Source organism: Streptomyces sp. NPDC030820 (genome assembly GCF_055572075.1).
On the sequence record NZ_JBVIEB010000010.1, the window covers coordinates 286,006 to 308,499 of the forward strand.

The window sequence follows — 22,494 nt, forward strand, 5'->3', positions numbered from 1 at the left end:
CTGGATTTAAGGGGCACTTGGGGGTGTGGAGGGCCTCTGTGGGGAGTGAGTTGGACTTTCAGACCCTGATGACCTGCGGGCCCAGCAGGGAGTAGCGGTGGGCCTCGGCGGCCGGGAGCTGGGTGCTGGTCACGATCGCCTCCAGCGCGCCGACCTCGGCGAACCGGCAGAAGCTGACCGCGCCGAACTTGGTGTGCACGCCCGCGAACACGGTCCGGCGCGAGGCCCGCATCGCCTGCGCCTTGACCTCGCTGACCGCGGGGTCGGGCGTGGTGAGGCCGTGCTCGCGGGAGATGCCGTTGGCGCCGATGTAGGCGAGGTCGAGAACGAAGCCGGCGAGCATCTTCGTCGTCCAGTGGTCGACGGTGGCCAGCGTGCCGGCCCGGACCCGGCCGCCGAGCAGCAGGACCTGGATCTGCTCGGCCTCCGCCAGCGCGCCCGCGACCGGCAGGGACGCGGTGACCACGGTCAGCGGCCGGCCGGCCGGCAGGGCCTCGGCGATGAGCTGCGGGGTGAAGCCCTCGTCCACGAAGACCGTCTCCGCGTCCCCGAGCAGCTCGGCTGCCGCGGCCGCGATCCGGCGCTTCTCGGGCACATGGCTGGTGGCCCGGAAGGCGAGCGTCGTCTCGAAGCCGGCGCTCTCCACCGGATAGGCGCCGCCGTGCGTACGGCGGACCAGTCCGTGGTCCTCCAGGGCGCGCAGATCGCGCCGGATGGTCTCCTTGGCCACGCCCAGCTCGGCGGCGAGGGCGGTGACGTCGACCGAGCCGGTGGCGCGTGCGGCCCGCACGATCGCGCGCTGGCGTTCTTCCGCCGTCCCTGTGCCCATGTCGTCACCCACCTTCCCGCGGAACTGCCCGTTCGGGCCCATGGGGGAAGTTCTACAGCGGCTGTGCGGCACTGACCAGGCCTGTTGCGGGCCCGATACTGCCCGTTCGTGCCCGTTCACCGAGGGCGCTGCCCGGCGCGGACCTGCGAGGCCGTGCCCGGCGGGGTGGGAGCGGGCGTCCCGGATGCCCGTATGCGGCGGCGGGCGGGCCCGTTCGGTGCCCGCCCGCGCGCATGGACGATGGGTTTGCGCCGCCGGAGCCCTTTCATTGTCCGGGGCTGCACGGTGGCCGGGTCGCCCCGGGGGCCTGTCGGCCCGTGGGCGGTGACGCAGGTGCCCCCGGCGCGTCGGCCGTCCTCCGCCAGGGCGGGCGAGCCGGTGGGGGCCGCCGCGCGCCCGGGCCCGGTGGCTTTCGTCGGATGGGGGCCGTGGCGGGCATGGTCGGGGAGGGCAGCGCCGGGAGTGCTCGGTGTGTGGGTGCTGTCGGTCGTGTCCGGCCGGCGGTGTTCTTCGGGTGGCACCTGTTCGGCGGCTCGGCGCGGCGCGGTGGCGAGGCAGGGTTGGTCGTTGCTCCTGGCGTACCGGGGGCCGCCTTGGGGGACAGGCGGCAGCCGGGGCCGTCACCGTGGCGTCGGCCGGCCGTGTGGCACGGCGTCCGGTCGGGGCACGCCTTCCCGCGGCCGGCGGGACTCAGTGCGGCCAGATCGGCGGGTCGTTCACGAAGTGCCCGCCGAGGTGGCTGTGTGCCGGGTTCTCCGGGTCCAGCTCGCCCTGCTCGGCGATCAGCTTCTCGGCGTACGGCTCGGAGTCGTCCTGCGGGTCGTAGCCGAGCGCCCGGGCGGTGGTCAGGTCCCACCACAGCCGGGTGTTGGCGGAGGAGCCGTAGACGACCGTGTGGCCGACCTCCTCGGCGGTCAGGGCCGCGTGGAAGAGGCGGGCGCCGTCGGCCGGGCTCATCCACACCGAGAGCATGCGCACGCTGGTCGGTTCCGGGAAGCAGGAGCCGATGCGCACGGAGACGGTCTCCAGCCCGTGCTTGTCCCAGTACAGCTGGGCGAGGTCCTCGCCGAAGGACTTGGACAGGCCGTAGAAGGTGTCCGGGCGGCGCGGGGTGTCGATCGGGATCGGCGGCTCGCCCGGGCGCGGGGCCGGGGTGAAGCCGACGGCGTGGTTGGAGGAGGCGAAGACGATCCGGGGCACGCCCTCCTGGCGGGCGGCCTCGTAGAGGTTGTAGGTGCCCTCGATGTTGGACTTGAGGATCTTCTCGAAGGGGGCCTCCAGGGAGATGCCCGCGAGATGCAGGACCGCGTCCACGCCCCGCACGGCCTCGCGCAGGGCCGCCGTGTCGGCGAGGTCGGCGGTGATCGCGTCCGGCGCGTCCTCGATGGGGCGCACGTCGAACAGGCGCAGCGTGTAGCCGTACTCCGGCAGCAGGGACCGCATCAGGGTGCCGAGCCCGCCGGCGGCGCCGGTGAGCAGAACGGTGCGGGGAGCAGGCATCCCGGTTCTCCTTGTGGCCGGCATTCACATACGTGGACACGCTAGAGACTTTCGCCGTGCACCGTCAAGTGTCGCGTGATGTCGGTGAATCCGCTCCGGGTCTTGCGAGTTTGCCTGCTTGACCTGCCGCGAAAAGGCCCCGTAGCGTGGTCGCGTTCAGAAATATGGACATGGATCAGAAACATGCACCGGCGTGTCGCAAGGGAGAGCCCGTGACGCCAGCCCCTCTCACCGAACGGCTCAACGAACCGAGCGGGCCGCTCTTCTTCCCCGTCACGGCCTACGGCCCCGACGGCTCGCTCGACCTCGACGTCTACCGCACCCACGTCCGCCGGGGCGTCGCCGCCGGTGCCGCCGCGGTGTTCGCCTGCTGCGGCACCGGGGAGTTCCACGCGCTGCTGCCGGAGGAGTTCGAGGCGTGCGTCCGGGCGGCCGTGGAGGCTGCCGAGGGGCGCGTCCCGGTCGTCGCGGGCACCGGCTACGGCACCGCGCTCGCCGTCCGCTACGCCCGTCTCGCCGAGCAGGCAGGCGCCGACGGCCTCCTCGCCATGCCGCCGTACCTCGTCCTCGCCGGTCAGGAGGGCCTGCTGCGGCACTACCGGGAGGTCGCCGCGGCCACCGGCCTGCCGGTCATCGTCTACCAGCGCGACAACGCCGTCTTCACCCCGCGCACGATGGTGGAGCTCGCCCGCACCGACGGGATCATCGGCCTCAAGGACGGCCTCGGCGACCTCGACCTGATGCAGCGGATCACCAGTGCCGTACGCACCGAGGTCCCTGGCGACTTCCTGTACTTCAACGGCCTGCCCACCGCCGAGCAGACCCAGCTCGCCTACCACGCCCTCGGCGTCACCCTGTACTCCTCGGCCGTCTTCTGCTTCGCCCCCGAGATCGCCCTCGCCTACTACCGGGCTCTGGCCGCGGGTGACACCGCGACCCTGCGGCGCCTTCTGGACGGCTTCTACGGCCCGTTCGTGGAGCTGCGGGCCCAGGGCCGCGGCTACGCCGTCTCGCTCGTCAAGGCGGGCGTACGGCTGCGCGGCCTGGACGTCGGCGAGGTCCGGCCCCCGCTGCACGAGCCGGCGGAGGAGCACGTCAAGCAACTCGCCCAGCTGATCGAGCGGGGCTGCGCGCTGCTGGAGGAGGACGCGTGAGAGAGCGTCGGTACGGCTCGGAGGGGATGTGTGAGGGGCGTCGGTACGGCTCGAAGGCGGGACGCGTGAGCGGGCGTTCGTGCGGCTCGGAGGAGGGCGTGTGAAGGCGTCGGCGTTCGTCTACCCCTGGGACGTCAACGGGGACCCTGAGGCCCCCGCGCGCATCGCCGGACTCGGCGTGGAGCAGGTGACCCTCGCCGCCGCCTACCACTCCACCCGCGCCCTGACCCCCCGCCATCCCCGCCACCGCATTGTCACCGCCGAGTACGCGGCCGTGCTCTACCCGCCGGGCGACCGCTGGGCGGGTCGCGGCATCAGGCCGTACCCCGCCGGCCGCTGGGCCCCGGGGGACGCCTACGGCGAGGCGGCGGCGGCGCTGGCCGCGGCGGGCCTGGAGGTGCACACCTGGGTCGTCCTCGCCCACAACTCCCGTCTGGGCGCCGAGCATCCGGACACCTCGGTGGTCAACGCCTACGGCGACCACTATCCCTGGGCGCCCTGCATCGCCCAGCCCGCCACGCGCGCGTACCTGGTCGACCTGGCCGCCGAGGCCGCGGTACGCCCTGGCGCGCGCGGCACCGAGCTGGAGTCCCTCGGCTGGTACGGGCTCCAGCACCTGCACGCCCACGACAAGACCGGCGGGGTCGGCCTCGGCGAGGCCGGCCAGTACCTGATGTCGCTGTGCTTCTGCCCGTCCTGCCGTACCGGGTACGCCGAACAGGGGCTCGACCCCGAGGAGTTGGCCGCCTCGGTGCGGGCCGCGCTGGAGCCGCTGTGGCGGGGCGCGGCCGGCGACGAGGGCTGGCCGACGGTCGAGAAGCTGCTCGGCGAGGAGAAGGCGGCTCGCACGCGCGCGTGGCGCGACGAGGTCGCCGGCACGCTCCAGGAGGAGGCCGTCGCCGCCGTACGCGCCGCCGCCCCGGCCGGCTTCCAGGTCCTGCTGCACGCCGACCCGGTCTCCTACCACTGCGGCGCCAACGCCGGCGTCGACCCCGCCCGCGTCCTCGCCGCCGCCGACGGCGTGGTGGTGCCCTGCACCGGCCGTACGGCCCTGCTGGCGCCCTTCGCCGAAGCGGCCCGGGAGCGGACGGTGCTGGCCGCCAACCTCACCGTCGTCTCGGGGATGGGCGGCAGCCCCGGCACACTCGCGGCCGACGCGGCACGCGCGCGTGCGCAGGGCGCGACCGAACTGCGGCTCTATCACGCCGGGTTGGCGTCGGACTCGGACGTCGCCGCGGTGCGCGAGGCGCTGTCGGCGCGCTGAGCCAGGGAAGCGGCCGTCCCGAGCAGGGCGAGGCCGTACAGCGGCAACAGGAGTGCGGGGGAGGTCAGTTCGACCAGGGCTGCGCCCACGGCCAGTCCGACGGCGTTGGGTGTGAAGACCAGGGTGCCGGCGGTGGCCGTCGCCCGGCCGAGCAGCGGGCCGGGCGTCTCCCGCTGCACGGCGGTGAAGACCGCGACGAGCACGCAGGGGAGGCCGAGACCGGCCGCCGCCGAGGACGCGATCGCCACCGGGTCCGACGGCACGGCGCGGGCGGCCACCGCGAGTGCCGTCAGCGCGATCCCCGCCGCCGCGAACCGGCGGGCGCCGAGCCGCCGCAGCGCGGCGCCCGAGACGAGTCCGGCCGTCACCGAACCGGCACCCTGGACGGCGTACAGCACGCCCGTGTACGCGGGGGAGTGGCCGAGCCGGTCGACGACGGCGTACAGCGTCGTGCTGCACAGGGCGGTGAGGAGCATCGTCGTACCGCCCGCCCGGACCAGCGGGCGCAGCACCGGGTGGCCCCACAGGTGCCGGACGCCCTCCGCGGTCTCCTCGCGCCAGCTGCCGCCGGACCGGGCGGGCCACTCCTCGTGCACCCGCAGCAGGGCGTACAGCCCGGCGGCGACCGCGAAGGTGCCCGCGTCCAGGCAGGCGACGGCCGGGCCGCCGAAGGCCGTGTACAGCCCCGCCCCGGTCAGCGGGGCGACGAGTTTCATGCCTTCGGTGACGGCCATGCGCAGCCCGTTGAAGTCGCCGAGTCGCTCCGGGCCGATCGCCCCGGTCACCAGGGCCGACTCGGCCGCGTCATGCACGACCTCGGCGGCGCCGTAGACCAGCAGCACGGTGAAGAGCAGCCACAGCCCGCCCGGGGAGTCCACGGTGCACAGGGTGAGCAGCAAGGCCGCCAGGCCCGCGTTCAGGGCGACCAGCAGCGGCTTGCGTGGCACGCGGTCGGCGATCGTGCCGAGCGGCGGGCCGGCCAGGGTGGGGGCCCACATGGCGAGCATGCACAGCGCGGCCAGGCCGTCGGACCCGGTGAGGTCCTTCACCCACACACCCGAGGCCAGAAACAGCGCGGAATTGCCGAAGCCCGACACCACCACCGCCGCCAGATACAGCCCCGCGTTGCGGTCCTGCAGCACGCGAAGCAGGGTCCAGGAAGTCGTCATGCCTGCTCATCGTGGGGCTAAGGAGGGCCGGCGCGGATCGGTGAGGTGCCTTATCCCGGAGGGCCGGCAGACGGCGGCAATCCGTCGGAACCTGTCAGGAATGCCCTCAGCGGCGGCAGCCTCGGCGCCCACGACCCCTCGTTCGGCTGCGCGCTGTGCGACCCGGTGACCGATGAGTTTTCGGGGGCCGGCCGGTCAGCCCTTCGTACGAGGAGTGCAACCCGTGAAGGAGTAGCGGCATGACCATGATCGACCTCGGCCCCCAGACCCTGATCGTGGCGCGGCTCGCCGAGTCCGTGACCGACGAGCAGCTGTCGGCGCGCACCCCGTGTCCCGAGCTGGCGGTGCGGAATCTGCTGGGCCACCTGCTGCACCTGTCCGTCGCCTTCCGTGACGCGGCCCGCAAGCACCTCGGTGCGACGACGGACACCAACCCGAACGCCGCGGTCCCGGACATCGGCCCCGGCTGGCGCGAGGAACTGCCCAAGGTCCTGGACGAACTGGCCGACGCCTGGCGCGATCCGGAGGCCTGGACCGGCATGACCCGCGCGGGCGGGGTGGACCTGCCCGGCGAGATCGCCGGCGCCGTCGTCGCCGACGAACTGGTCATCCACGGCTGGGACCTGGCCCAGGCCATCGGACGCCTCTATGCCCCCGACCCCGCCGCCCTGGACTCGGCCCTGGGCTTCCTGCTCATGGCGGCCGAGGACCCGAACCGCGGCGGCGGCATCTTCGGCCCGGTCGTCCCGGTGGCGGAGGACGCGCCGCTGCTGGAGCGGGCGGTGGGGCTGAGCGGCCGGGACCTGATGTGGCGTCCATGACTGAGCAGGAGGGCATCCGCTCAGCGCCTGCCCTGGAAGCGCCGCCGGTCGGTGCCGCGTGCAGGGGCGACATCAGCGCGAAGGAGGAGCCCGGGTTCCACTTGTCCCGGTGAGCCGGGGCAGGCGCACCCGCCGTCGTACTCTCCCCCCATGCCACTCACGCTCACCGTCCTCGGTACCGCCTCCCCGCACCCCGGCCCGGACCGGCCCTGCTCCGGTTACCTGCTGTCCGGCGGTGGTGCCGAGGTGTGGGTGGACGCGGGGCCCGGTACGTTCGCCGCGTTGCAGCGGCACACGGACCCCGCGCGGCTCACCGCGATCTGGATCTCCCATCTGCACGCCGACCACAGCGCCGATCTGCTGCCGGCCGCCTACGCGTTCGCCTTCGGCGGGATGACCCCCGCCGCGCCGATCCCGGTGTACGCCCCGCAGGACTGCGCCCGCCGGGTGGCCGGCTTCCTCGGGCGGGCGGACGTCGACTTCCTCAAGGGCGTCTTCGACTTCCGGGCCCTGTACGACGGTCATGACGTGCGGCACTGGAACCTCCGCCTCACCGCACGCGCCGTCGCCCACGACACCGAGGCGTACGGGCTGCGCGCCGAATGCCAGGGGAGCGTGCTCGCCTACTCCGGGGACAGCGGGCCCTGTGCCGCGCTCGGTGAACTCGCCGTCCGGGCCGACCTGTTCCTGTGCGAGGCGGACCTCGGTCGACATCGCGACAGCGGACAGGTCCACTTGACGCCGGAGGACGCGGGCCGGATCGCCCTTGAGGCCCGGGTCCGCGAACTGCTCGTCACCCATGTCGGACCCACACTCACCCGTGAGGAAGCCACCGCCCGCGCCGCCGCGGTCTTCGGCCGCACCACGCACACCGCCGTCGAGGGCGACACCCGCACCGTCTGAGGTCACCGCCCGCCTTTTATGTCAGAGGCATTGACGAAACCCGGCACCCCTCCTACCTTCAACGCGTCGCACTTCGTACGTCATATATGAGACGCGATATATGAGACGGCGATATGTGAGATCCGAGAGGGCCGCATGACCTCTGTGCCCACCCCGATCCCGTCCCGCACGCAGTACGTGCTGGACGCGATCAAACACCGCATCCTGACCGGGCAGCTGGCGCCTGGTCAGGCCCTGGTCGAGACGGAGCTGGCCGCGCAGTACGGGGTGTCCAAGACCCCGGTGCGGGAGGCGCTGAAGACGCTCGCCGGGACCGGACTCGTCGTGATGAGCCAGTACAAGGGCGTCACGGTGCGCATGGTGGACGCGGACATGGCACGCGAGGTCTACGACGTGCGGCTGCTGCTGGAGCCGGAGGCGCTGCGCAGAGCCGTCCGGCGAGGTGCCTGCCTCGACGCCGCGCGCGACGCGCTGAGCCGGGCCGACGCCGCCCACGACACCGCCGAACGGTCGCTCGCCAACCGGGAGTTCCACCGCGCCCTCTACCTGCCGTGCGGCAACCCGCTGCTCGGCCGGATGCTGGACGAGGTCCGCGACCAGGCCGCGCTGGTCTCCGCCGTCGCCTGGGCCGCCGATCCCTCCTGGGAGCGGGAGGCCGCCGAGCACCGGGAGATCCTCCGGCTCGCGCTGGACGGCGATGCCGACGGAGCGGCCGGCGCGCTGCACGCCCACATCGCGTCCTTCGTCCGGCGCGCGTTCCCCTCAGAGGAAGGTCATTCATGAGCAGCGTGACGTTAGAGACCCAACGGGCGGCCCTGGCCGACGTGGTGGCCATCCCGGTGACCCCGTTCGCCGCGGACGGCTCCGTCGACACCGGCGCCCACCGGGCCCTGCTGCGTCGCCTGCTCGACGGTGGGATCCGCACCCTCACCCCGAACGGAAACACCGGCGAGTTCTACGCCCTCACCCCCGAAGAGCGCCGCCTGGTCACCGAGTCGACCGTCGAAGAAACCGGTGACCGCGCCGCGGTCCTCGTCGGCGTCGGCCACGACCTGCCCACCGCCGTCGCCTCCGCCCGGCACGCCCGCGACCTCGGTGCCGGGATGGTCATGGTCCACCAGCCCGTGCACCCGTATGTCTCCGTGGCCGGCTGGGTCGACTACCACCGGGCCATCGCCGAGGCCGTGCCCGAGCTGGGTGTGGTGCCGTACATCCGCAACGCGCAGCTGACCGGCGCCAGGCTCGCCGAACTCGCCGACCACTGCCCGAACGTCATCGGCGTGAAGTACGCCGTACCGGACGCCGCCAAGTTCGCGGCCTTCGCCCGGGACGCGGGCCTCGACCGCTTCGTCTGGGTCGCCGGTCTCGCCGAGCCGTACGCCCCCTCCTACTTCTCCGCGGGCGCCACCGGCTTCACCTCAGGACTCGTGAACGTCGCCCCGTCCGTTTCGCTGGACATGATGGAAGCGCTTCGATGCGGCGACTATCCGGCCGCGATGAAGGTCTGGGAGCAGATCCGCCGCTTCGAGGAACTCCGCGCCGCCCATGGCTCCGCCAACAACGTCACCGTCGTCAAGGAAGCCCTTGCCGCGCTCGGCCTGTGCCGCCGCGACGTCCGCCCGCCGAGCAGGCCGCTGCCCGAGGACGAGCGCGCCGAGGTCGCCGCCATGGCCGCCGGATGGGCCATATGACCGACGCCGCGAAGAAGTTGAGAAGCCATCAGTGGTACGGCACCCACGGGCTGCGGTCGTTCAGTCATCGGGCCCGGACCCGGCAGCTCGGGTATCTGCCCGAGGAGCATCTGGGCAAGCCGGTGATCGCCGTGCTCAACACGTGGTCCGACATCAACCCGTGTCATGTGCATCTGCGGGATCGCGCCCAGGCGGTGAAGCGGGGGGTGTGGCAGGCGGGAGGGTTTCCGCTGGAGTTCCCGGTCTCGACGCTGAGCGAGACCTTCCAGAAGCCGACGCCGATGCTCTACCGGAACCTGCTGGCGATGGAGACCGAGGAACTGCTGCGCTCCTACCCGGTCGACGGGGCCGTGCTGCTGGGCGGGTGCGACAAGTCCACGCCCGCACTGCTGATGGGTGCGGCCAGCGCCGATCTGCCCGCCGTCTTCGTGCCCGCCGGGCCCATGCTGCCGGGGCACTGGCGGGGCGAGGTGCTCGGATCCGGTACGGACATGTGGAAGTACTGGGACGACAAGCGGGCCGGTCTCATCGGCGACTGCGAGATGACCGAGCTGGAGAGCGGGCTCGCGCGCTCCCCGGGGCACTGTATGACCATGGGTACGGCGTCCACGCTGACCGCCGTCGCCGAGGCCCTCGGCGTGACCGTGCCGGGCGCGTCGAGCATTCCCGCCGTCGACTCCGGGCACGAGCGGATGGCCGCCAAGGCCGGGATGACGGCCGTCGAGCTGGTGCGGAACGACCGGAGGCTGTCGCGGATCCTCACGCGTGAGGCCTTCGAGGACGCGGTCACGACCGTCCTGGGCCTCGGCGGCTCCACCAACGCCGTGATCCATCTGATCGCCATGGCGGGCCGGGCCGGCGTGAGGCTGACCCTGGACGACTTCGACCGCATCGCCCGGACCGTGCCCGTCCTCGCCGACGTCCGCCCCGGCGGCCGGAAGTACCTGATGGAGGACTTCCACTTCGCGGGCGGCCTGCCCGGCTTCCTCTCCCGCATCACCGACCTGCTCCACCTGGACCGGCCGACGGTGTCGTACGACACCCTGCGCGAGCAACTGGACGGCGCGCAGGTGTACAACGACGACGTCATCCGCCCCCGCGACAACCCGGTCGCGAGCGAGGGCGGGGTCGCGGTCCTGCGCGGCAACCTCTGCCCGGACGGCGCGGTCATCAAGCACATCGCCGCCGAGCAGCACCTGCTCAAGCACACCGGCCCGGCGGTCGTCTTCGACGACTACAAGACCATGCAGCGCACCATCAACGACCCCGCGCTCGGCATCACCGCCGACAGCGTGCTGGTGCTGCGGGGCGCCGGTCCCAAGGGCGGCCCGGGCATGCCCGAGTACGGCATGCTCCCCATCCCCGACCACCTGCTCAAGCAGGGCGTGCGGGACATGGTCCGGATCTCCGACGCCCGGATGAGCGGCACGAGTTACGGCGCCTGCGTGCTGCACGTGGCTCCGGAGTCGTACATCGGCGGCCCGCTGGCGCTCGTGCGGACCGGGGACCTGATCACCCTGGACGTCGAGGCCCGCAGCCTCCATCTCCACGTGGACGACGCGGAGCTGGAGCGCAGGCGCACTGCCTGGACCCCGCCGCCCGCCCGGTACGAGCGCGGCTACGGCGTCCTCTACAACGGCCAGATCACCCAGGCCGACACCGGCTGCGACTTCGAGTTCCTGGCCCGGCGGGGCACGGTGCCGGATCCGTACGCGGGGTGATCCCCACAAGCCGAACCCGCATACCGGCACCCTGCCGGAACCATTCTGGACGCCCAACCTGGCGGTCGTCGGTGGAGACGGGGTGCTGATGCCGGAGCCCCAGTTGTTGCCGGCGGACGACCGAGGACCCCTTGCTCACACGACGATCGGCGCGACGATGAACTGATCAGTTCAGGTGCCACAGCGCGTACGTGGCAAGCAGCATGACCGAGCCGCCGAGCGCCATCAGCGCACCCATGAACCGCAGATAACCGGCGGACGCGAAGAGCGTGGGCGACCCACCGAGCCGCCCCATGGCCGCCCACGTCTCCTCGTTCCTGCGCCGAATCCGCTCGGACCTGCGCGTGGTGATGCCGCGCACGTCGAAAGCCCAGTTCACCCCGCACCACAGGGCGGCCAGGCCGCCCACGGCGAAGACGACGAGGATCACCGGTGACGGTCCGTGGGTCCCTGCGGCGAAGTCCTGCATGTGCGTGATGTCCTTCCGGCGTGTCCTCGACAACTGAACCTATCGATCGGATAACAGACCTCGCAAGGTGGGGTGTTATGCGCGTAGACATTCTCCGACCTGGTACATCACTCTCATCCACCAGATCCGGAGAATCCATGCGGAAGTCCCACAGAGTCGTCGCCGCCGGTGCCGCCTGCGCGCTCGCCGGTGTCGCACTGTACGGCGCGGGCGTGGCCACCGCCGGTCAGTCGACGGCGAACTCCACCCACGAGCCCTACAACATCGGGCAGTTGGTGAAGGACATCGACACCTACTACGGCACCCACGCCGACAGCAACGGCGTCTATCAGGCGTCCCCGGACAGCCCGTACGCCCAGGACCTGGCCGACCTCGACGCAGACGCCAAGCGCTACATCGACAAGGCGGCCCGCAAGGCGCACCGCCACGGCGAGAAGCCGGCCGTCGTCTTCGACATCGACGACACGCTTCTGCTCAGCCTCGACTACGAGAAGCGCTACAACTACACGTTCAACCCCACCACGTGGAACGACTACGTGAACCGCGCCGACCGCCCGGCCGTCTTCGGCAGCCCCGAGCTGGTGCAGTACGCCGAGTCCCAGGGCGTCGAGGTCTTCTACAACTCCGGCCTGAGCGAGGCCCAGCGCGCCGCCGCGGTCGCGAACCTGAAGAAGGTCGGCGCCGATGTGAACCTCGACGCCGACCACATGTTCCTCAAGGACAAGGCCAACCCGCCGGCCTACCTGAGCGACTGTGCCACCCCGGCCGCCTGGACCTGCACGACCGTGCAGTACAAGTCCGGGACGCGCAGGCACATCGAGGACGACCTGGGGTACGAGATCATCGCCGACTTCGGCGACCAGTACTCGGACCTCGACGGCGGCTACGCCGACCGCACGTACAAGCTGCCGAACCCGACCTACTTCGTCAGCTGAGCACTAGCCGTACGTCCTGAGCAGCCGCTCGTACTCGGCCCCCGTCACCGGCAGCACCGTGTCGTGGCGGGGGCCGGCCGGCGAGGCGACCGAACGTTCCGGCTGTTTTCACGAGAGCGCGACAAAGTCACCCGTCACCGCGTGGACACGCCCCCCGACAGCACCCGTGATCGTGTAGCTGTCGTCCTTCGCGTCGCGCCCGCCCCGCGCATGGTCGTACTGCCCCGCGAACACCCACTGCCCCGCAGGCACCGTACGGCCCTCCCTGAGCCTCCACGTGTAGACGACGAACCCGGCCTTCTCCTCGACCGTCTGTGTGAAGTCACCCTCCGGCAGCGAGCGCCACGCCCCCGTCGAGGACACCCCACCGGTCTGCGCGACCTTCAACTTCCCGGTGCGGCTCTGCGAGTCACTGTACGGCGGGCCGGACAACGTATGGTCCACCGAACCAGATTCCGTAACACGGGGAAAACCTGAAACAGGTTGAACAGGGGAACAATCCAGCCAGCATCCGCAAGCCGATCATCAGGTGACAAGGAGTGGGAGCATGTCAGTGGACCGGTACTTCAGGATCTCCGAGCGGGGATCCACGCTCAGCCGGGAGATACGCGGCGGCTTCGCCACGTTCTTCACCATGGCCTACATCCTTGTCCTGAATCCGATCATCCTGGGCAGCGCCAAGGACAAGTTCGGGCACACGCTCGACACCGGCCAACTCGTCACCGCCACCGCGCTGGTGGCATGTGTGATGACGATCGTCATGGGTGTCGGCGGCAACCTCCCGCTCGCCATCGCCGCCGGCCTCGGCCTCAACGCCGTCGTCGCCTTCCAGTTGGCGCCCCTGATGAGCTGGCCCGACGCGATGGGCCTGGTGGTCCTGGAGGGCCTGGTCATCTGTCTGCTGGTCCTCACCGGACTGCGCGAGGCCATCATGAACGCGATCCCGCAGCAGCTGAAGCAGGCCATCGGCGTCGGCATCGGCCTGTTCATCGCCTTCATCGGCCTCGTCGACGCCGGGTTCGTCAGCCGCATCCCGGACGCCGCGCACACCACCGTGCCCGTGCAACTGGGCGCCGTCGGGCGCCTGACCGGCTGGCCCGTGCTCGTCTTCTGCCTCGGTGTGCTGCTGACCATCGCGCTCGTCGCCCGGAAGGTGAAGGGCGCGATCCTCATCAGCATCGTGACGATGACCGTCGTCGCGATCATCGTCAACGCCGTCGCCGACATCAAGAGCTGGGGCCTGACCACGCCCAAGGTCCCCGACAAGATCGTGGCCGCACCGGACTTCGGGCTCATCGGTCACTTCAGCCTGTTCGGCGGCTTCGCCAAGGCCGGCGCCCTCACCGCCGTCCTGCTGGTCTTCACCCTGATCCTGTCCGACTTCTTCGACGCCATGGGCACGATCGTCGGCATCAGCGCGGAGGCCGGACTGCTGGACGAGAGGGGGCAGGTGCCCGGCATCGGCCGGGTGCTGTTCATCGACGGTGCCGCGGCCGCCGTCGGCGGCATCGGCTCCGCCTCCTCCAACACCGCCTACATCGAGTCCGCGGCCGGCGTCGGCGAGGGCGCCCGCACCGGCCTCGCCAACCTCGTCACCGGAGGCCTGTTCGGCCTCGCCCTCTTCCTCACCCCGCTGCTCACCATCGTCCCGCTCCAGGCGGCGGCGCCCGCGCTGATCGCGGTGGGCTTCCTGATGATGACCCACGTCAAGCACATCGACTGGGACCGCTACGAGATCGCCATCCCGGCGTTCCTCACCATCGCGGCGATGCCGTTCACCTACTCCATCACCGACGGGATCGGCGCGGGCTTTGTGTCCTACGTCGTCATCAAGACGGTGCTGGGGAAGGCACGGGAGGTCAACTGGCTGTTGTGGGCCGTGTCGGCGCTGTTCCTCGTGTACTTCGCGATCGACCCGATCGAGCAGATTCTCGGGGTGAAGTGAGGCACGCCCCTTACGGGGAGCCCTACTTCAGCGCCGCCTGCATCATCGCCTTCGCCACCGGCGCCGCCAGACCGTTGCCGCTCACTTCCGACCGTGCCGCGTCCGACTGCTCCACCATGACCGCCACCGCGACCTCCTTGCCGTTGGTGTCGGACTTGGCGAAGGACGTGAACCAGGCGTACGGCGTCTTGCTGTTGTTCTCGCCGTGCTGGGCGGTGCCGGTCTTGCCGCCGACCGTGGCGCCGTCGATCAGGGCGTTCGTGCCGGTGCCGTCCTTGACCACCGTCTCCATCGCCGACTGGAGCTGCTCGGCGGTGGAGGAGCTGACGATCTGCTTGGTGTCCGCGCTGTCGTCGTAGTTCTGCAACACCTCACCGCCACTGTCGGTGATCTGCGACACCATATGCGGCGAGACCAGCTTGCCGCCGTCGGCTATGGCCGCGGACACCATGGCCATCTGCAGCGGGGTCGCGGTGACGTCGAACTGGCCGATGCCGGACAGGCCGGTCTGCGCCTTGTCCATGCCGGAGGGGTACACGCTGGTGTAGGCCCGCACCGGCACGTCCTGCGCGTCGTCGTTGAAGCCGAACCTCTCGGCCATGGACCGCACCTTGTCCTGGCCGAGCCGGACGGCCATGTGGCCGAAGACGTTGTTGCAGGAGTACTGCAGGGCGACGCGGATCGAGGCGTTCTTGCACGGCGCCGACTTGTTCTCGTTGGTCAGCGGACGCACCGTGCCGGGCAGGACGTACGGGTCGGGGCTGTCGGTCGGTTCGTCCACGTTCTTGTACAGCCCGTCCTCGAGCGCGGCCGCCGCCACGACCAGCTTGAAGGTCGAGCCCGGCGGCAGCGGCTGGCGCAGCGCACGGTTGGTGAGCGGCTTGTCCTTGTCGGCGTTGAGCTGCTTCCAGGCGGTGCCGGCCGTGTTGGCGTCGGTCAGCGCGGAGGGGTCGTACGACGGCGTGGACACGGCCGCGAGGATCTTGCCGGTCTTCGGGTCGATCGCGACGGCGCCGCCCTTCTTGTCGCCGAGCGCGCGATAGGCCGCCTTCTGCACGTCCGGGTCGATGGTGGTGAGCACATTGCCCGGGTCGGCGCGCTTGCCGGTGAGCGTGTCCAGCACGTTCTTCAGCCGGTTGTCCGTGCCGTTGAGCAGGTCCTTGTAGATGCCCTCCAGCTGGGTGGGGGCATAGGCCTGCGAGGCGTAGCCCGTCACCGCCGCGTAGAGCCTGCCGTCCGTGTACGTCCGCTTGTACGCGAGGTCGCTCCCCGTGGTCCGGGTGGAGCCGGTGATCGCGTTTCCGGCCACGATGATGTTCCCGAGCGGCTGTGAGTACGTCTGGATCGCGTTCCGCCGGTTGTCGTTGTCGTCCGCGAGGGCCTTGCCGTCGTAGAACTGCACCCAGGTCGCCCTGACCAGCAGAGCGAGCACGAGCAGCAGCGCGAAGACGGACGCCCGCCTGATCGTCTTGTTCATCCCGCTCGGAAGACGACCGAGAGGGGGGCGATCGTTCCCGTACGCCCCGTTTTCTCATCCTGCGTTCAGGAAACCGGCCTCGTACGCGGCGATCACCGCCTGGGTGCGGTCCCGGGTGCCCGTCTTGGCCAGCACCGCCGCGACGTGCGACTTCACGGTGGCGGGGCCGACGTCCATGCGCCGGGCGATCTCGGCGTTGGTCAGTCCCCCGGCCAGGTGCCGCAGCACCTCGCTCTCGCGTCCGGTGAGCTTGCTCACCCACGTCGGCGGTGCGGGCGCCGTGCGGGCGTGCTCGGCCGCGAGGGCCCGGACGGCCGACGGGAACAGCAGGCTGTCGGTGCGCGCGACCAGCCGTACCGCCTGCACCAGAGCGTCGGCGTCCGCCCGCTTGAGCAGGAACCCACAAGCCCCGGCGCGCAGCGCGTCGTACACGTAGGAGTCGTTCTCGAAGGTGGTCACGACCACGACCCGGGGCGGCTCGTCGAGCGTGGCGAGGATCTGCTCGGTGGCCCGGATGCCGTCGATCTCCGGCATGCGGACGTCCATGAGCACGACATCGGGCCGCAGCTCCCGGACGACGGACACGGCCTCGGCACCGGTCGCCGCCTCACCGACCACCTCCACATCGGGCTCGACGGAGAGGATGGCACGCAGGGCGGTGCGGACCATGCGCTCGTCGTCGGCGAGGACGATCCGGATCACGGGCTGGGGCATTCGAGTCCTTCCGACGGTCATGTGGCCTTCAACGGCAGTCGTACGGACAGCCGCCAGGTGTCTCCCGAGGGTCCCGCCTGCGCCGTGCCGCCGAGCAGCCGCACCCGGTCGGCGATGCCGCGCAGCCCGTGGCCGCCGCCGGGGCGGGGAGCCGGGGCGGCGCCCAGCGGGTTCTCGACGGTGATCTCCAGGTACCCGGCGGCGGTGGCGATACGGACGGTGACCGCCGTGCCGGCGTGCTTCAGCGCGTTGCTCAGGCCCTCCTGCACGATCCGGTACGCCTCCCGGGAGACCAGCGGCGGCAGTGCGGCGGGATCCGTGCCGACGGTGGCCGTCACGGGCTGCCCGGCGGCCCTGGTCCGGCGCAGCAGCCCGTCCAGGTCGCTCTCCAGGGTCGGCGCGGGCGCGGTGCCCGGCGCGTCCCCGTCCCGCAGCACGCCGAGTACGGCGTCGAGTTCGCCGACCGTGCGCCGGGTGGTCTCCTCGATGGCGGCGAGCGCCTCGCGGACGAACTCCGGGTCGGTGTCGAGGAGCCGGCGGGCCGCGCTCGCTTGGAGGGTGACGGCGCTCAGGGCGTGGCCCACGGAGTCGTGCAGCTCGCGGGCGAGCCGGTTGCGCACGGCGAGGTCGGCGGCGCGGGCCTCGGCGGCGGCCAGCCGGTCCTCGGGGGTGGGCCCCAGCAGCCTGGGCGCCCAGCGGGCCAGCAGGGCCCCGCAGCCGGCGGCGCAGGCGGCGAGCGCGAGCAGCGTGGCCAGGCCCGCGACCGGCGAGAGCGCCAACGCCCAGGTGTGGTCGAGGGCTTCGGGCAGGGCGAGCGGGGAGTGACGCAGCCCGGCGAACAGCGGCAGGACGATCAGCACCACCGCGAAGGGCGGCACGGCCAGCGACATCCCGGCGATGATCCCGCCGAGGCCCAGATGCAGCGTGAACCAGACGGCCGTACGGGACCGTTCGGCCCGCGTCCGGGCCGGGCCGTGGGCGAGGGAGTCCGCGTCGATCCCGCACAGGGCCCGCACCGCCGCCGACTCCAGCGGCCGGGTCAGCGGGAACAGCGACGTGACGGCCGCGAGGGGCAACCCGACGGCGAACGAGCCGAGTTGGAGCGGCAGGGACTGGAAGACGTCGTCCACGCCGGTGAGCGGCCCGACGACGAGCGAGCCGACGAGGACGTACGGCATGGCGAGCGCGCCGCCGAGGATCAGATGGATCCAGCGCCGCCGCGCCCGCCTGCCGAAGAGCGTCCTCAACTCCCTTGTCACTGCGGCGCCTTGAGGGGCCGGTCCGCGAGGAAGTGGGCGATGACGCTCGCCACGAGCAGGCCGACGATCATCTGCCCAGCGTAGGTGAGGCTGGTCAGCGGTGTCGGCCTGTAGGTCGTCACCAACGTCCCCAGCGCTATCCAGCCGCCCCAGCACGCCACGGCCCCGGAGCCGATCCAGGCCAGCGCCAGCGGTACGGCGACCGGCAGCGTACGGCCCCGACGGAAGGCGAGCTGCCAGGCGCCGGTGACGGCAGCGGCGAGGAAGAGGGCGAAGACGCACTGCATGGACCGCTCGCCGCTGCCGTCCGCTGCGGCCGCCCCGAAGGCCCGCAGCAGCCGGATCGCGCCCGGGAACAGCGCGATCAGCGCCGCCGTCACGGCCGTCAGCCGCTGCGCCTTCACCGGGCCGTCGGCCGGCAGGTTCCCGACCCGGCCCCGCCACAGATGCCCCCAGCGCTCACGGGCGTACCCGGTGAACAGCGCGCCCAGCGCCAGCCCCTGCACGATGAACCCGCTGTACACCACCCCGAAGACCCAGTCGGCCAGGAAAGGCTTGTCGTCGCTGTGGCCGACTCCACCGCCGTGGACGACGAGCTGCAGGGGGAAGCCCACCATGATGGGCGCGAGGAGTCCCACGGCGAGCCACATCGGCACCGCGAGCAGCCAGGCCGGCACCCGTCGGCCCCAGGGGCGGGTCAGCAGCAGCGCCAGCACGATGACGGCCGCGTCCATCAGCACGGTGAGCCCGTTGGCGAGCGCCAGGGGCAGCCGGTGCTTCAGCAGCGGGCTGCCGTCCGGGATGCCGAGGTGGCTCCCGGCGATCCAGGCGAGCTTGAGGGACAGATAGGGCAGGCAGGCGGCGATGGCGACAAGCCGGAGCGAACGCCGCCGGGCGGAGACACCCATGGGAGCAGGGGCCGTTGAGATCGTCATGGCTCAACGCTCCCGCGCGTACCGGGCGTTCACCTCCTGCGGCCCGACGATCCGTCTCCGCCGTACGGGGGAGGCGCTCAGTCCTGCAGGACGAGCACGACCTCCTCGATCTCCTTCCCGCGCCCGTTCGCGTACCCCTGGGCGCGGGCCGTCTCGCGGAAGCCGCACTTCTCCAGCACCCGTAGCGACGCCGCGTTGTCGGCCGCCGCCCGCGCGTACAGCGGCCGTTCGAGCACCTCGGCGAGCAGGGCGCGCAGCGCCGCCGTGGCGACACCGCGGCCCCAGTAGGCGCGGTCGATCCAGTACGTCACCTCGCGCTCGCCGGCCGCTCCGTAGACCGCAGCGTTACCGGCCACCTCGCCGTCGGCCAGGACCGTGCGCAACACGTGGGCGGAGTCGCGCACGCGCTGCCAGTAGCGCGCGAAGGCCTCCCGGTCGTACGGGTTCTCCGGGCCGAACGCGGCCATCCGGACGGCCTCCGGGTCGGTCATCTGCCGGTGGAACACCGGCAGGTCACTGTCCTCGACGGCCCGCAGCGCGATCTCCATGGCGCCCGAGCCTATGACGGCGCGGGCGCCGGGCCCAGAACCGTGCGCCTCAGAGCCTGCGGGTCGCCAGCGTCAGCCGGTCGCGGGCGTCGAACAGGGCGTCCCTGATCATCTGCTCGTGGGTGGGGGTCAGCCGGGCCACCGGCACCGAGCAGCTGATGGCGTCGCGGGCCGGGGTGCGGTAGGGAATCGCCACGCCGAAGCAGCGCAGGCCGAGGGTGTTCTCCTCGCGGTCGACCGCGAAGCCCTGCTCCCGCACCTGGTGCAGCTCCTCGATGAGCTTCTCCCGGTCGGTGATGGTGTTCTCGGTGAGCGCGGGCAGCGTCTCCGGCAGCAGCTTGCGCACCTGTTCGTCGGCGTACGTGGCGAGGATCGCCTTGCCGAGGGAGGTGGAGTGGGCCGGCAGCCGGCGTCCGACCCGGGTGAAGGGGCGCAGGTAGTGCTGGGACTGGCGGGTGGCCAGATAGACGACGTTGGTGCCGTCGAGCCGGGCCAGGTGGATGGTCTCCGTCGTGTCGTCCGAGAGCCGGTCCAGGGTCGGCCGGGCGGCGGCCACCACCTCGTCGCCGTCGATGTACGACGTGCCGACCAGCAGCGCCCGCACCCCGATGCCGTACCGCGTGCCCGTCGCGTCGGTCTCCACCCAGCCCAGCTCCACGAGCGTGCGCAGCAGCATGTACAGGCTTGACTTGGGGTACCCCACGGCCTCCTGGACGGCCGCGAGGGAGTGCATGCCGGGCTTGCCGGCGAAGTACTCGAGCAATTCAACGGTCCGCACCGCGGACTTGACCTGGGCCCCGCCTGTCTCGCCAGCCGACATCGCCCTTGACCCCTTCAATCGCCGGGAAATAGTCTCCGAGCAGCATATTCATCATCAGAGACAGTGTTCAGTATATCGAACGCGGCTGATGGGTGACCCTAGTTCTTGCGGCCTTACTGGAGGGACCCGCGGTGGCAGCAGCACCAGTCTGGAGTGTCGACCCGCGTACCGGGAAGCAGCGTGAACAGGTTGCGGTGGAGGCCACAGCCCACGAGGTGGACACGGCGGTCCGCGCGGCCCACGCCGCACGCGGCGCCCTCGCCGACCGTGCGGTGCGCTCCGCCTTCCTGCGCTCGGCCGCCGCGGGCCTGGACGCGGCCAAGGACGGCCTGGTCGAGACCGCCGACGCCGAGACCGCCCTCGGCCCGGTCCGGCTGACCGGCGAACTCGCCCGCACCAGCTACCAGCTGCGGGCCTTCGCCGACATCGTCGACGAGGGCGCCTTCCTCGACGTCGTCATCGACCACCCCGACGACACGGCGACCCCGCCCGTCCCGGACCTGCGCCGCTACAAGGTGCCGCTCGGCGTCGTCGCCGTCTACTCCGCCTCCAACTTCCCCTTCGCCTTCTCCGTCGCCGGCGGCGACACCGCGAGCGCGCTCGCCGCGGGCTGCCCGGTCGTGGTCAAGGCCCACCCCGACCACCCGGCCCTGTCCGAGCTGGTCGCCAAGGTGCTGCGCCGGGCCGCCGCCGAGCACGGCGTCCCCGAGGGCGTCATCGGCCTGGTGCACGGCTTCGAGGCGGGCGTCGAACTGATCAAGCACCCCCTGGTCGCCGCGGCGGGCTTCACCGGTTCGGTACGGGGCGGACGCGCCCTCTTCGACGCGGCCGCCGCCCGGCCGGTGCCGATCCCGTTCCACGGTGAGCTGGGCTCGCTGAACCCGGTCCTGGTGACCGAGGCCGCCGCGGCGGAGCGCGCCGAGGAGATCGGCACCGGGCTCGCCGGGTCGATGACGCTCGGGGTCGGGCAGTTCTGCGTCAAGCCCGGCCTGGTGCTCGTGCCGTCCGGCGCGGCGGGCGACGGCCTGGTCAAGGCCCTGACGGCCGCGGTGAGCAACACCGAGGCGGGCGTGCTGCTCGACCACCGGATGCGGGACAACTTCATCGCCGGGGTGGCCGAGCGCGCGGGGCTCCCCGAGGTGGACTCCCCGGTCACCCCGGGCGCGGGCGGCGAGCACACGGTCAGCGCCGGCTTCCTCACGGTGCCGGCGAGCAGGCTGGCCGAGGAGGGGGCCTACGACCGGCTCCTGGAGGAGTGCTTCGGGCCGGTCACCGTGGTGGTCCGCTACGAGGACGAGGATGAGGCGGCGGTGGTGCTGTCCCGTCTGCCGGGCAACCTGACGGCGACGGTGCAGCTGTCCACCGAGGAGGCGGCCGGTCAGGGACGCGGGGCGGAGATCCTCACCCAGCTGACTCCGCTGGCCGGGCGCGTGGTGGTCAACGCCTGGCCGACGGGGGTCGCGGTGGCGCCGGCCCAGCATCACGGAGGGCCCTACCCCGCGACGACCTCCACCTCCACCTCCGTGGGCGGTACGGCCATCGAGCGGTGGCTGCGGCCGGTCGCCTACCAGAACGCGCCGTCGGCTCTGCTGCCGGCCGAGCTGAAGGACGAGAACCCGCTGGGGCTTCCCCGGAGGTTCAACGGGGCTCTGGAGCGATAGCGCACTCCGGCCTTCGAACCTTCCGTCGAGACAGCTGAGACAATCGGACCATGGACGTGGAACTCCCCGAACTCCCCTTCCTCCTGCGCACGTACGGCCCCGACGGGCACTGGTCGTACGAGGACGGCGTGCTCACCGGCTGGGCCGGCCCCCGGCAGGACCGGTTCGTCACCCCGACCGGGGAAGCCCTGGACCCCGCCTCCGACGCGCCCCGGCTGCTGGGCGCGCCGGAGGGCGACTTCCAGTTGATCGCGCGGGTCACGGTCGGGTTCAACGCGTCCTTCGACGCGGGCGTGCTCTACGTCCATGTGGGCGAGCGGGCCTGGGCCAAGCTCTGTCTGGAGTACTCCCCGGACGTGCCCACCGTCTGCACGGTGGTCACCCGGGGACACTCCGACGACGCCAACTCCTTCACCGTGGAGGGGAGTTCGGTGTGGCTTCGGGTCAGCCGGACCGGACGGGCCTTCGCCTTCCACGCCTCCCGGGACGGCGAACGCTGGACCTTCGTGCGGCTGTTCACCCTGGGCGACGAGAAGGAGACCGATGCCGCGCTGGTCGGCTTCATGACCCAGTCGCCGCTGGGGGAGGGCTGCGTGGTCACGTACGACCACCTGGAGTTCAGGACGTCCTGGCCGAGCGACCTGCGAGACGGAAGCTGAGCGCGGAACCGGGTCCGGTG

Annotated in this window: 21 protein-coding genes and 1 pseudogene; 11 read left to right on the top strand and 11 right to left on the bottom strand. The window is 71.8% G+C overall.

All coding sequences use genetic code 11. From position 1 onward, the window contains the following. Nucleotides 1–58 precede the first annotated feature (58 nt). Nucleotides 59–829: a DeoR/GlpR family DNA-binding transcription regulator gene (locus ACZ418_RS27755; protein ID WP_468368054.1), complete on the bottom strand. Its 771-nt coding sequence runs from the start codon at nucleotides 827–829 to the stop codon at nucleotides 59–61. 690 nt (nucleotides 830–1,519) lie between these two features. Next, nucleotides 1,520–2,329 carry an NAD-dependent epimerase/dehydratase family protein gene (locus tag ACZ418_RS27760; protein ID WP_468368057.1) on the bottom strand — a complete coding sequence of 270 codons (810 nt, stop codon included), beginning with the start codon at nucleotides 2,327–2,329 and terminating at the stop codon, nucleotides 1,520–1,522. Between the two features lie 212 nt (nucleotides 2,330–2,541). Here ACZ418_RS27760 and ACZ418_RS27765 point away from each other — a divergent pair, with 212 nt between their 5' ends. Beyond that, nucleotides 2,542–3,483 (top strand): 5-dehydro-4-deoxyglucarate dehydratase, encoded by a 942-nt coding sequence (locus ACZ418_RS27765; RefSeq protein ID WP_468368059.1) that lies wholly within the window; start codon nucleotides 2,542–2,544, stop codon nucleotides 3,481–3,483. A gap of 100 nt (nucleotides 3,484–3,583) precedes the next feature. Next, complete coding sequence (locus ACZ418_RS27770; protein WP_468368061.1) at nucleotides 3,584–4,747, top strand: hypothetical protein; 1,164 nt, start codon at nucleotides 3,584–3,586, stop codon at nucleotides 4,745–4,747. Here the strand turns inward: ACZ418_RS27770 and ACZ418_RS27775 are convergent. After that, the gene (locus ACZ418_RS27775) at nucleotides 4,684–5,916 is read right to left on the bottom strand and encodes an MFS transporter (protein ID WP_468368063.1); all 1,233 of its coding nucleotides are present in this window, start codon (nucleotides 5,914–5,916) and stop codon (nucleotides 4,684–4,686) included. The two genes, ACZ418_RS27770 and ACZ418_RS27775, sit on opposite strands and share 64 nt — an antisense overlap. Before the next feature lie 239 nt (nucleotides 5,917–6,155). Here ACZ418_RS27775 and ACZ418_RS27780 point away from each other — a divergent pair, with 239 nt between their 5' ends. The 5 genes from ACZ418_RS27780 to araD all read left to right on the top strand — a co-directional run bounded on the left by ACZ418_RS27780 (nucleotide 6,156) and on the right by araD (nucleotide 11,052). Next, nucleotides 6,156–6,737, top strand: coding sequence for a TIGR03086 family metal-binding protein (locus ACZ418_RS27780; RefSeq protein WP_468368066.1), 582 nt, complete (start codon nucleotides 6,156–6,158; stop codon nucleotides 6,735–6,737). Between the two features lie 150 nt (nucleotides 6,738–6,887). Next, complete coding sequence (locus ACZ418_RS27785; protein WP_468368069.1) at nucleotides 6,888–7,640, top strand: MBL fold metallo-hydrolase; 753 nt, start codon at nucleotides 6,888–6,890, stop codon at nucleotides 7,638–7,640. A 135-nt stretch (nucleotides 7,641–7,775) separates the two neighbouring features. Beyond that, on the top strand, nucleotides 7,776–8,423 hold the full coding sequence (locus ACZ418_RS27790) for a GntR family transcriptional regulator (RefSeq protein ID WP_468368072.1): 648 nt from the start codon (nucleotides 7,776–7,778) through the stop codon (nucleotides 8,421–8,423). After that, nucleotides 8,420–9,331, top strand: a complete 912-nt coding sequence (locus ACZ418_RS27795) for a dihydrodipicolinate synthase family protein (protein WP_468368075.1) — start codon at nucleotides 8,420–8,422, stop codon at nucleotides 9,329–9,331. The genes ACZ418_RS27790 and ACZ418_RS27795 overlap by 4 nt, the downstream gene beginning before the upstream one ends. Further along, nucleotides 9,328–11,052, top strand: coding sequence for an L-arabinonate dehydratase (araD, locus tag ACZ418_RS27800; protein WP_468368078.1), 1,725 nt, complete (start codon nucleotides 9,328–9,330; stop codon nucleotides 11,050–11,052). The genes ACZ418_RS27795 and araD overlap by 4 nt, the downstream gene beginning before the upstream one ends. A 166-nt stretch (nucleotides 11,053–11,218) precedes the next feature. Here araD and ACZ418_RS27805 read toward each other — a convergent pair whose 3' ends face one another. Further along, nucleotides 11,219–11,521, bottom strand: coding sequence for a hypothetical protein (locus tag ACZ418_RS27805; RefSeq protein WP_468368080.1), 303 nt, complete (start codon nucleotides 11,519–11,521; stop codon nucleotides 11,219–11,221). A gap of 137 nt (nucleotides 11,522–11,658) precedes the next feature. Here ACZ418_RS27805 and ACZ418_RS27810 point away from each other — a divergent pair, with 137 nt between their 5' ends. Further along, nucleotides 11,659–12,456 (top strand): HAD family acid phosphatase, encoded by a 798-nt coding sequence (locus tag ACZ418_RS27810; RefSeq protein WP_468368083.1) that lies wholly within the window; start codon nucleotides 11,659–11,661, stop codon nucleotides 12,454–12,456. Between the two features lie 108 nt (nucleotides 12,457–12,564). On the opposite strand, the pseudogene ACZ418_RS27815 reads toward ACZ418_RS27810, so the two are convergent. Further along, nucleotides 12,565–12,852 (bottom strand): annotated as a pseudogene (locus tag ACZ418_RS27815) (hypothetical protein); the annotation flags it as partial. Between the two features lie 151 nt (nucleotides 12,853–13,003). On the opposite strand from ACZ418_RS27815, the gene ACZ418_RS27820 reads away from it, so the two are divergent. Then, nucleotides 13,004–14,401 (top strand): NCS2 family permease, encoded by a 1,398-nt coding sequence (locus tag ACZ418_RS27820; RefSeq protein WP_468368086.1) that lies wholly within the window; start codon nucleotides 13,004–13,006, stop codon nucleotides 14,399–14,401. Between the two features lie 22 nt (nucleotides 14,402–14,423). Here ACZ418_RS27820 and ACZ418_RS27825 read toward each other — a convergent pair whose 3' ends face one another. From ACZ418_RS27825 to ACZ418_RS27850, 6 genes are all read right to left on the bottom strand, one after another. Next, nucleotides 14,424–15,878, bottom strand: a complete 1,455-nt coding sequence (locus ACZ418_RS27825; protein WP_468368089.1) for a peptidoglycan D,D-transpeptidase FtsI family protein — start codon at nucleotides 15,876–15,878, stop codon at nucleotides 14,424–14,426. 54 nt (nucleotides 15,879–15,932) lie between these two features. Beyond that, nucleotides 15,933–16,592 carry a response regulator transcription factor gene (locus ACZ418_RS27830; RefSeq protein ID WP_468368092.1) on the bottom strand — a complete coding sequence of 220 codons (660 nt, stop codon included), beginning with the start codon at nucleotides 16,590–16,592 and terminating at the stop codon, nucleotides 15,933–15,935. 17 nt (nucleotides 16,593–16,609) lie between these two features. After that, nucleotides 16,610–17,851: a sensor histidine kinase gene (locus tag ACZ418_RS27835; RefSeq protein WP_468368095.1), complete on the bottom strand. Its 1,242-nt coding sequence runs from the start codon at nucleotides 17,849–17,851 to the stop codon at nucleotides 16,610–16,612. After that, on the bottom strand, nucleotides 17,848–18,786 hold the full coding sequence (locus tag ACZ418_RS27840) for a hypothetical protein (protein ID WP_468368097.1): 939 nt from the start codon (nucleotides 18,784–18,786) through the stop codon (nucleotides 17,848–17,850). Before ACZ418_RS27840 ends, ACZ418_RS27835 begins: the two co-directional genes overlap by 4 nt. Before the next feature lie 77 nt (nucleotides 18,787–18,863). Next, nucleotides 18,864–19,334, bottom strand: a complete 471-nt coding sequence (locus tag ACZ418_RS27845; protein ID WP_468368100.1) for a GNAT family N-acetyltransferase — start codon at nucleotides 19,332–19,334, stop codon at nucleotides 18,864–18,866. A gap of 49 nt (nucleotides 19,335–19,383) precedes the next feature. Next, nucleotides 19,384–20,154, bottom strand: a complete 771-nt coding sequence (locus tag ACZ418_RS27850; protein ID WP_468368103.1) for an IclR family transcriptional regulator — start codon at nucleotides 20,152–20,154, stop codon at nucleotides 19,384–19,386. A gap of 131 nt (nucleotides 20,155–20,285) precedes the next feature. Here ACZ418_RS27850 and ACZ418_RS27855 point away from each other — a divergent pair, with 131 nt between their 5' ends. Both ACZ418_RS27855 and ACZ418_RS27860 read left to right on the top strand, forming a co-directional pair. Continuing rightward, the gene (locus tag ACZ418_RS27855) at nucleotides 20,286–21,815 is read left to right on the top strand and encodes an aldehyde dehydrogenase (NADP(+)) (RefSeq protein WP_468368106.1); all 1,530 of its coding nucleotides are present in this window, start codon (nucleotides 20,286–20,288) and stop codon (nucleotides 21,813–21,815) included. A gap of 50 nt (nucleotides 21,816–21,865) precedes the next feature. Continuing rightward, entirely contained in the window at nucleotides 21,866–22,474 is a 609-nt protein-coding gene (locus ACZ418_RS27860) for a DUF1349 domain-containing protein (protein ID WP_468368109.1), read from the top strand. Nucleotides 22,475–22,494: the final 20 nt, after the last annotated feature.

Bases quoted from the DNA above. Each gene is read 5' to 3' on its own strand.
- ACZ418_RS27760 (WP_468368057.1), bottom strand. From the start codon at position 2,329: ATGCCTGCTCCCCGCACCGTTCTGCTCACCGGCGCCGCCGGCGGGCTC.
- ACZ418_RS27755 (WP_468368054.1), bottom strand. From the start codon at position 829: ATGGGCACAGGGACGGCGGAAGAACGCCAGCGCGCGATCGTGCGGGCC.
- ACZ418_RS27805 (WP_468368080.1), bottom strand. From the start codon at position 11,521: ATGCAGGACTTCGCCGCAGGGACCCACGGACCGTCACCGGTGATCCTC.
- ACZ418_RS27825 (WP_468368089.1), bottom strand. From the start codon at position 15,878: ATGAACAAGACGATCAGGCGGGCGTCCGTCTTCGCGCTGCTGCTCGTG.
- ACZ418_RS27845 (WP_468368100.1), bottom strand. From the start codon at position 19,334: ATGGAGATCGCGCTGCGGGCCGTCGAGGACAGTGACCTGCCGGTGTTC.
- ACZ418_RS27785 (WP_468368069.1), top strand. From the start codon at position 6,888: ATGCCACTCACGCTCACCGTCCTCGGTACCGCCTCCCCGCACCCCGGC.
- ACZ418_RS27820 (WP_468368086.1), top strand. From the start codon at position 13,004: ATGTCAGTGGACCGGTACTTCAGGATCTCCGAGCGGGGATCCACGCTC.
- araD (WP_468368078.1), top strand. From the start codon at position 9,328: ATGACCGACGCCGCGAAGAAGTTGAGAAGCCATCAGTGGTACGGCACC.
- ACZ418_RS27850 (WP_468368103.1), bottom strand. From the start codon at position 20,154: ATGTCGGCTGGCGAGACAGGCGGGGCCCAGGTCAAGTCCGCGGTGCGG.
- ACZ418_RS27860 (WP_468368109.1), top strand. From the start codon at position 21,866: ATGGACGTGGAACTCCCCGAACTCCCCTTCCTCCTGCGCACGTACGGC.
- ACZ418_RS27775 (WP_468368063.1), bottom strand. From the start codon at position 5,916: ATGACGACTTCCTGGACCCTGCTTCGCGTGCTGCAGGACCGCAACGCG.
- ACZ418_RS27790 (WP_468368072.1), top strand. From the start codon at position 7,776: ATGACCTCTGTGCCCACCCCGATCCCGTCCCGCACGCAGTACGTGCTG.
- ACZ418_RS27795 (WP_468368075.1), top strand. From the start codon at position 8,420: ATGAGCAGCGTGACGTTAGAGACCCAACGGGCGGCCCTGGCCGACGTG.
- ACZ418_RS27830 (WP_468368092.1), bottom strand. From the start codon at position 16,592: ATGCCCCAGCCCGTGATCCGGATCGTCCTCGCCGACGACGAGCGCATG.
- ACZ418_RS27840 (WP_468368097.1), bottom strand. From the start codon at position 18,786: ATGACGATCTCAACGGCCCCTGCTCCCATGGGTGTCTCCGCCCGGCGG.
- ACZ418_RS27780 (WP_468368066.1), top strand. From the start codon at position 6,156: ATGACCATGATCGACCTCGGCCCCCAGACCCTGATCGTGGCGCGGCTC.
- ACZ418_RS27810 (WP_468368083.1), top strand. From the start codon at position 11,659: ATGCGGAAGTCCCACAGAGTCGTCGCCGCCGGTGCCGCCTGCGCGCTC.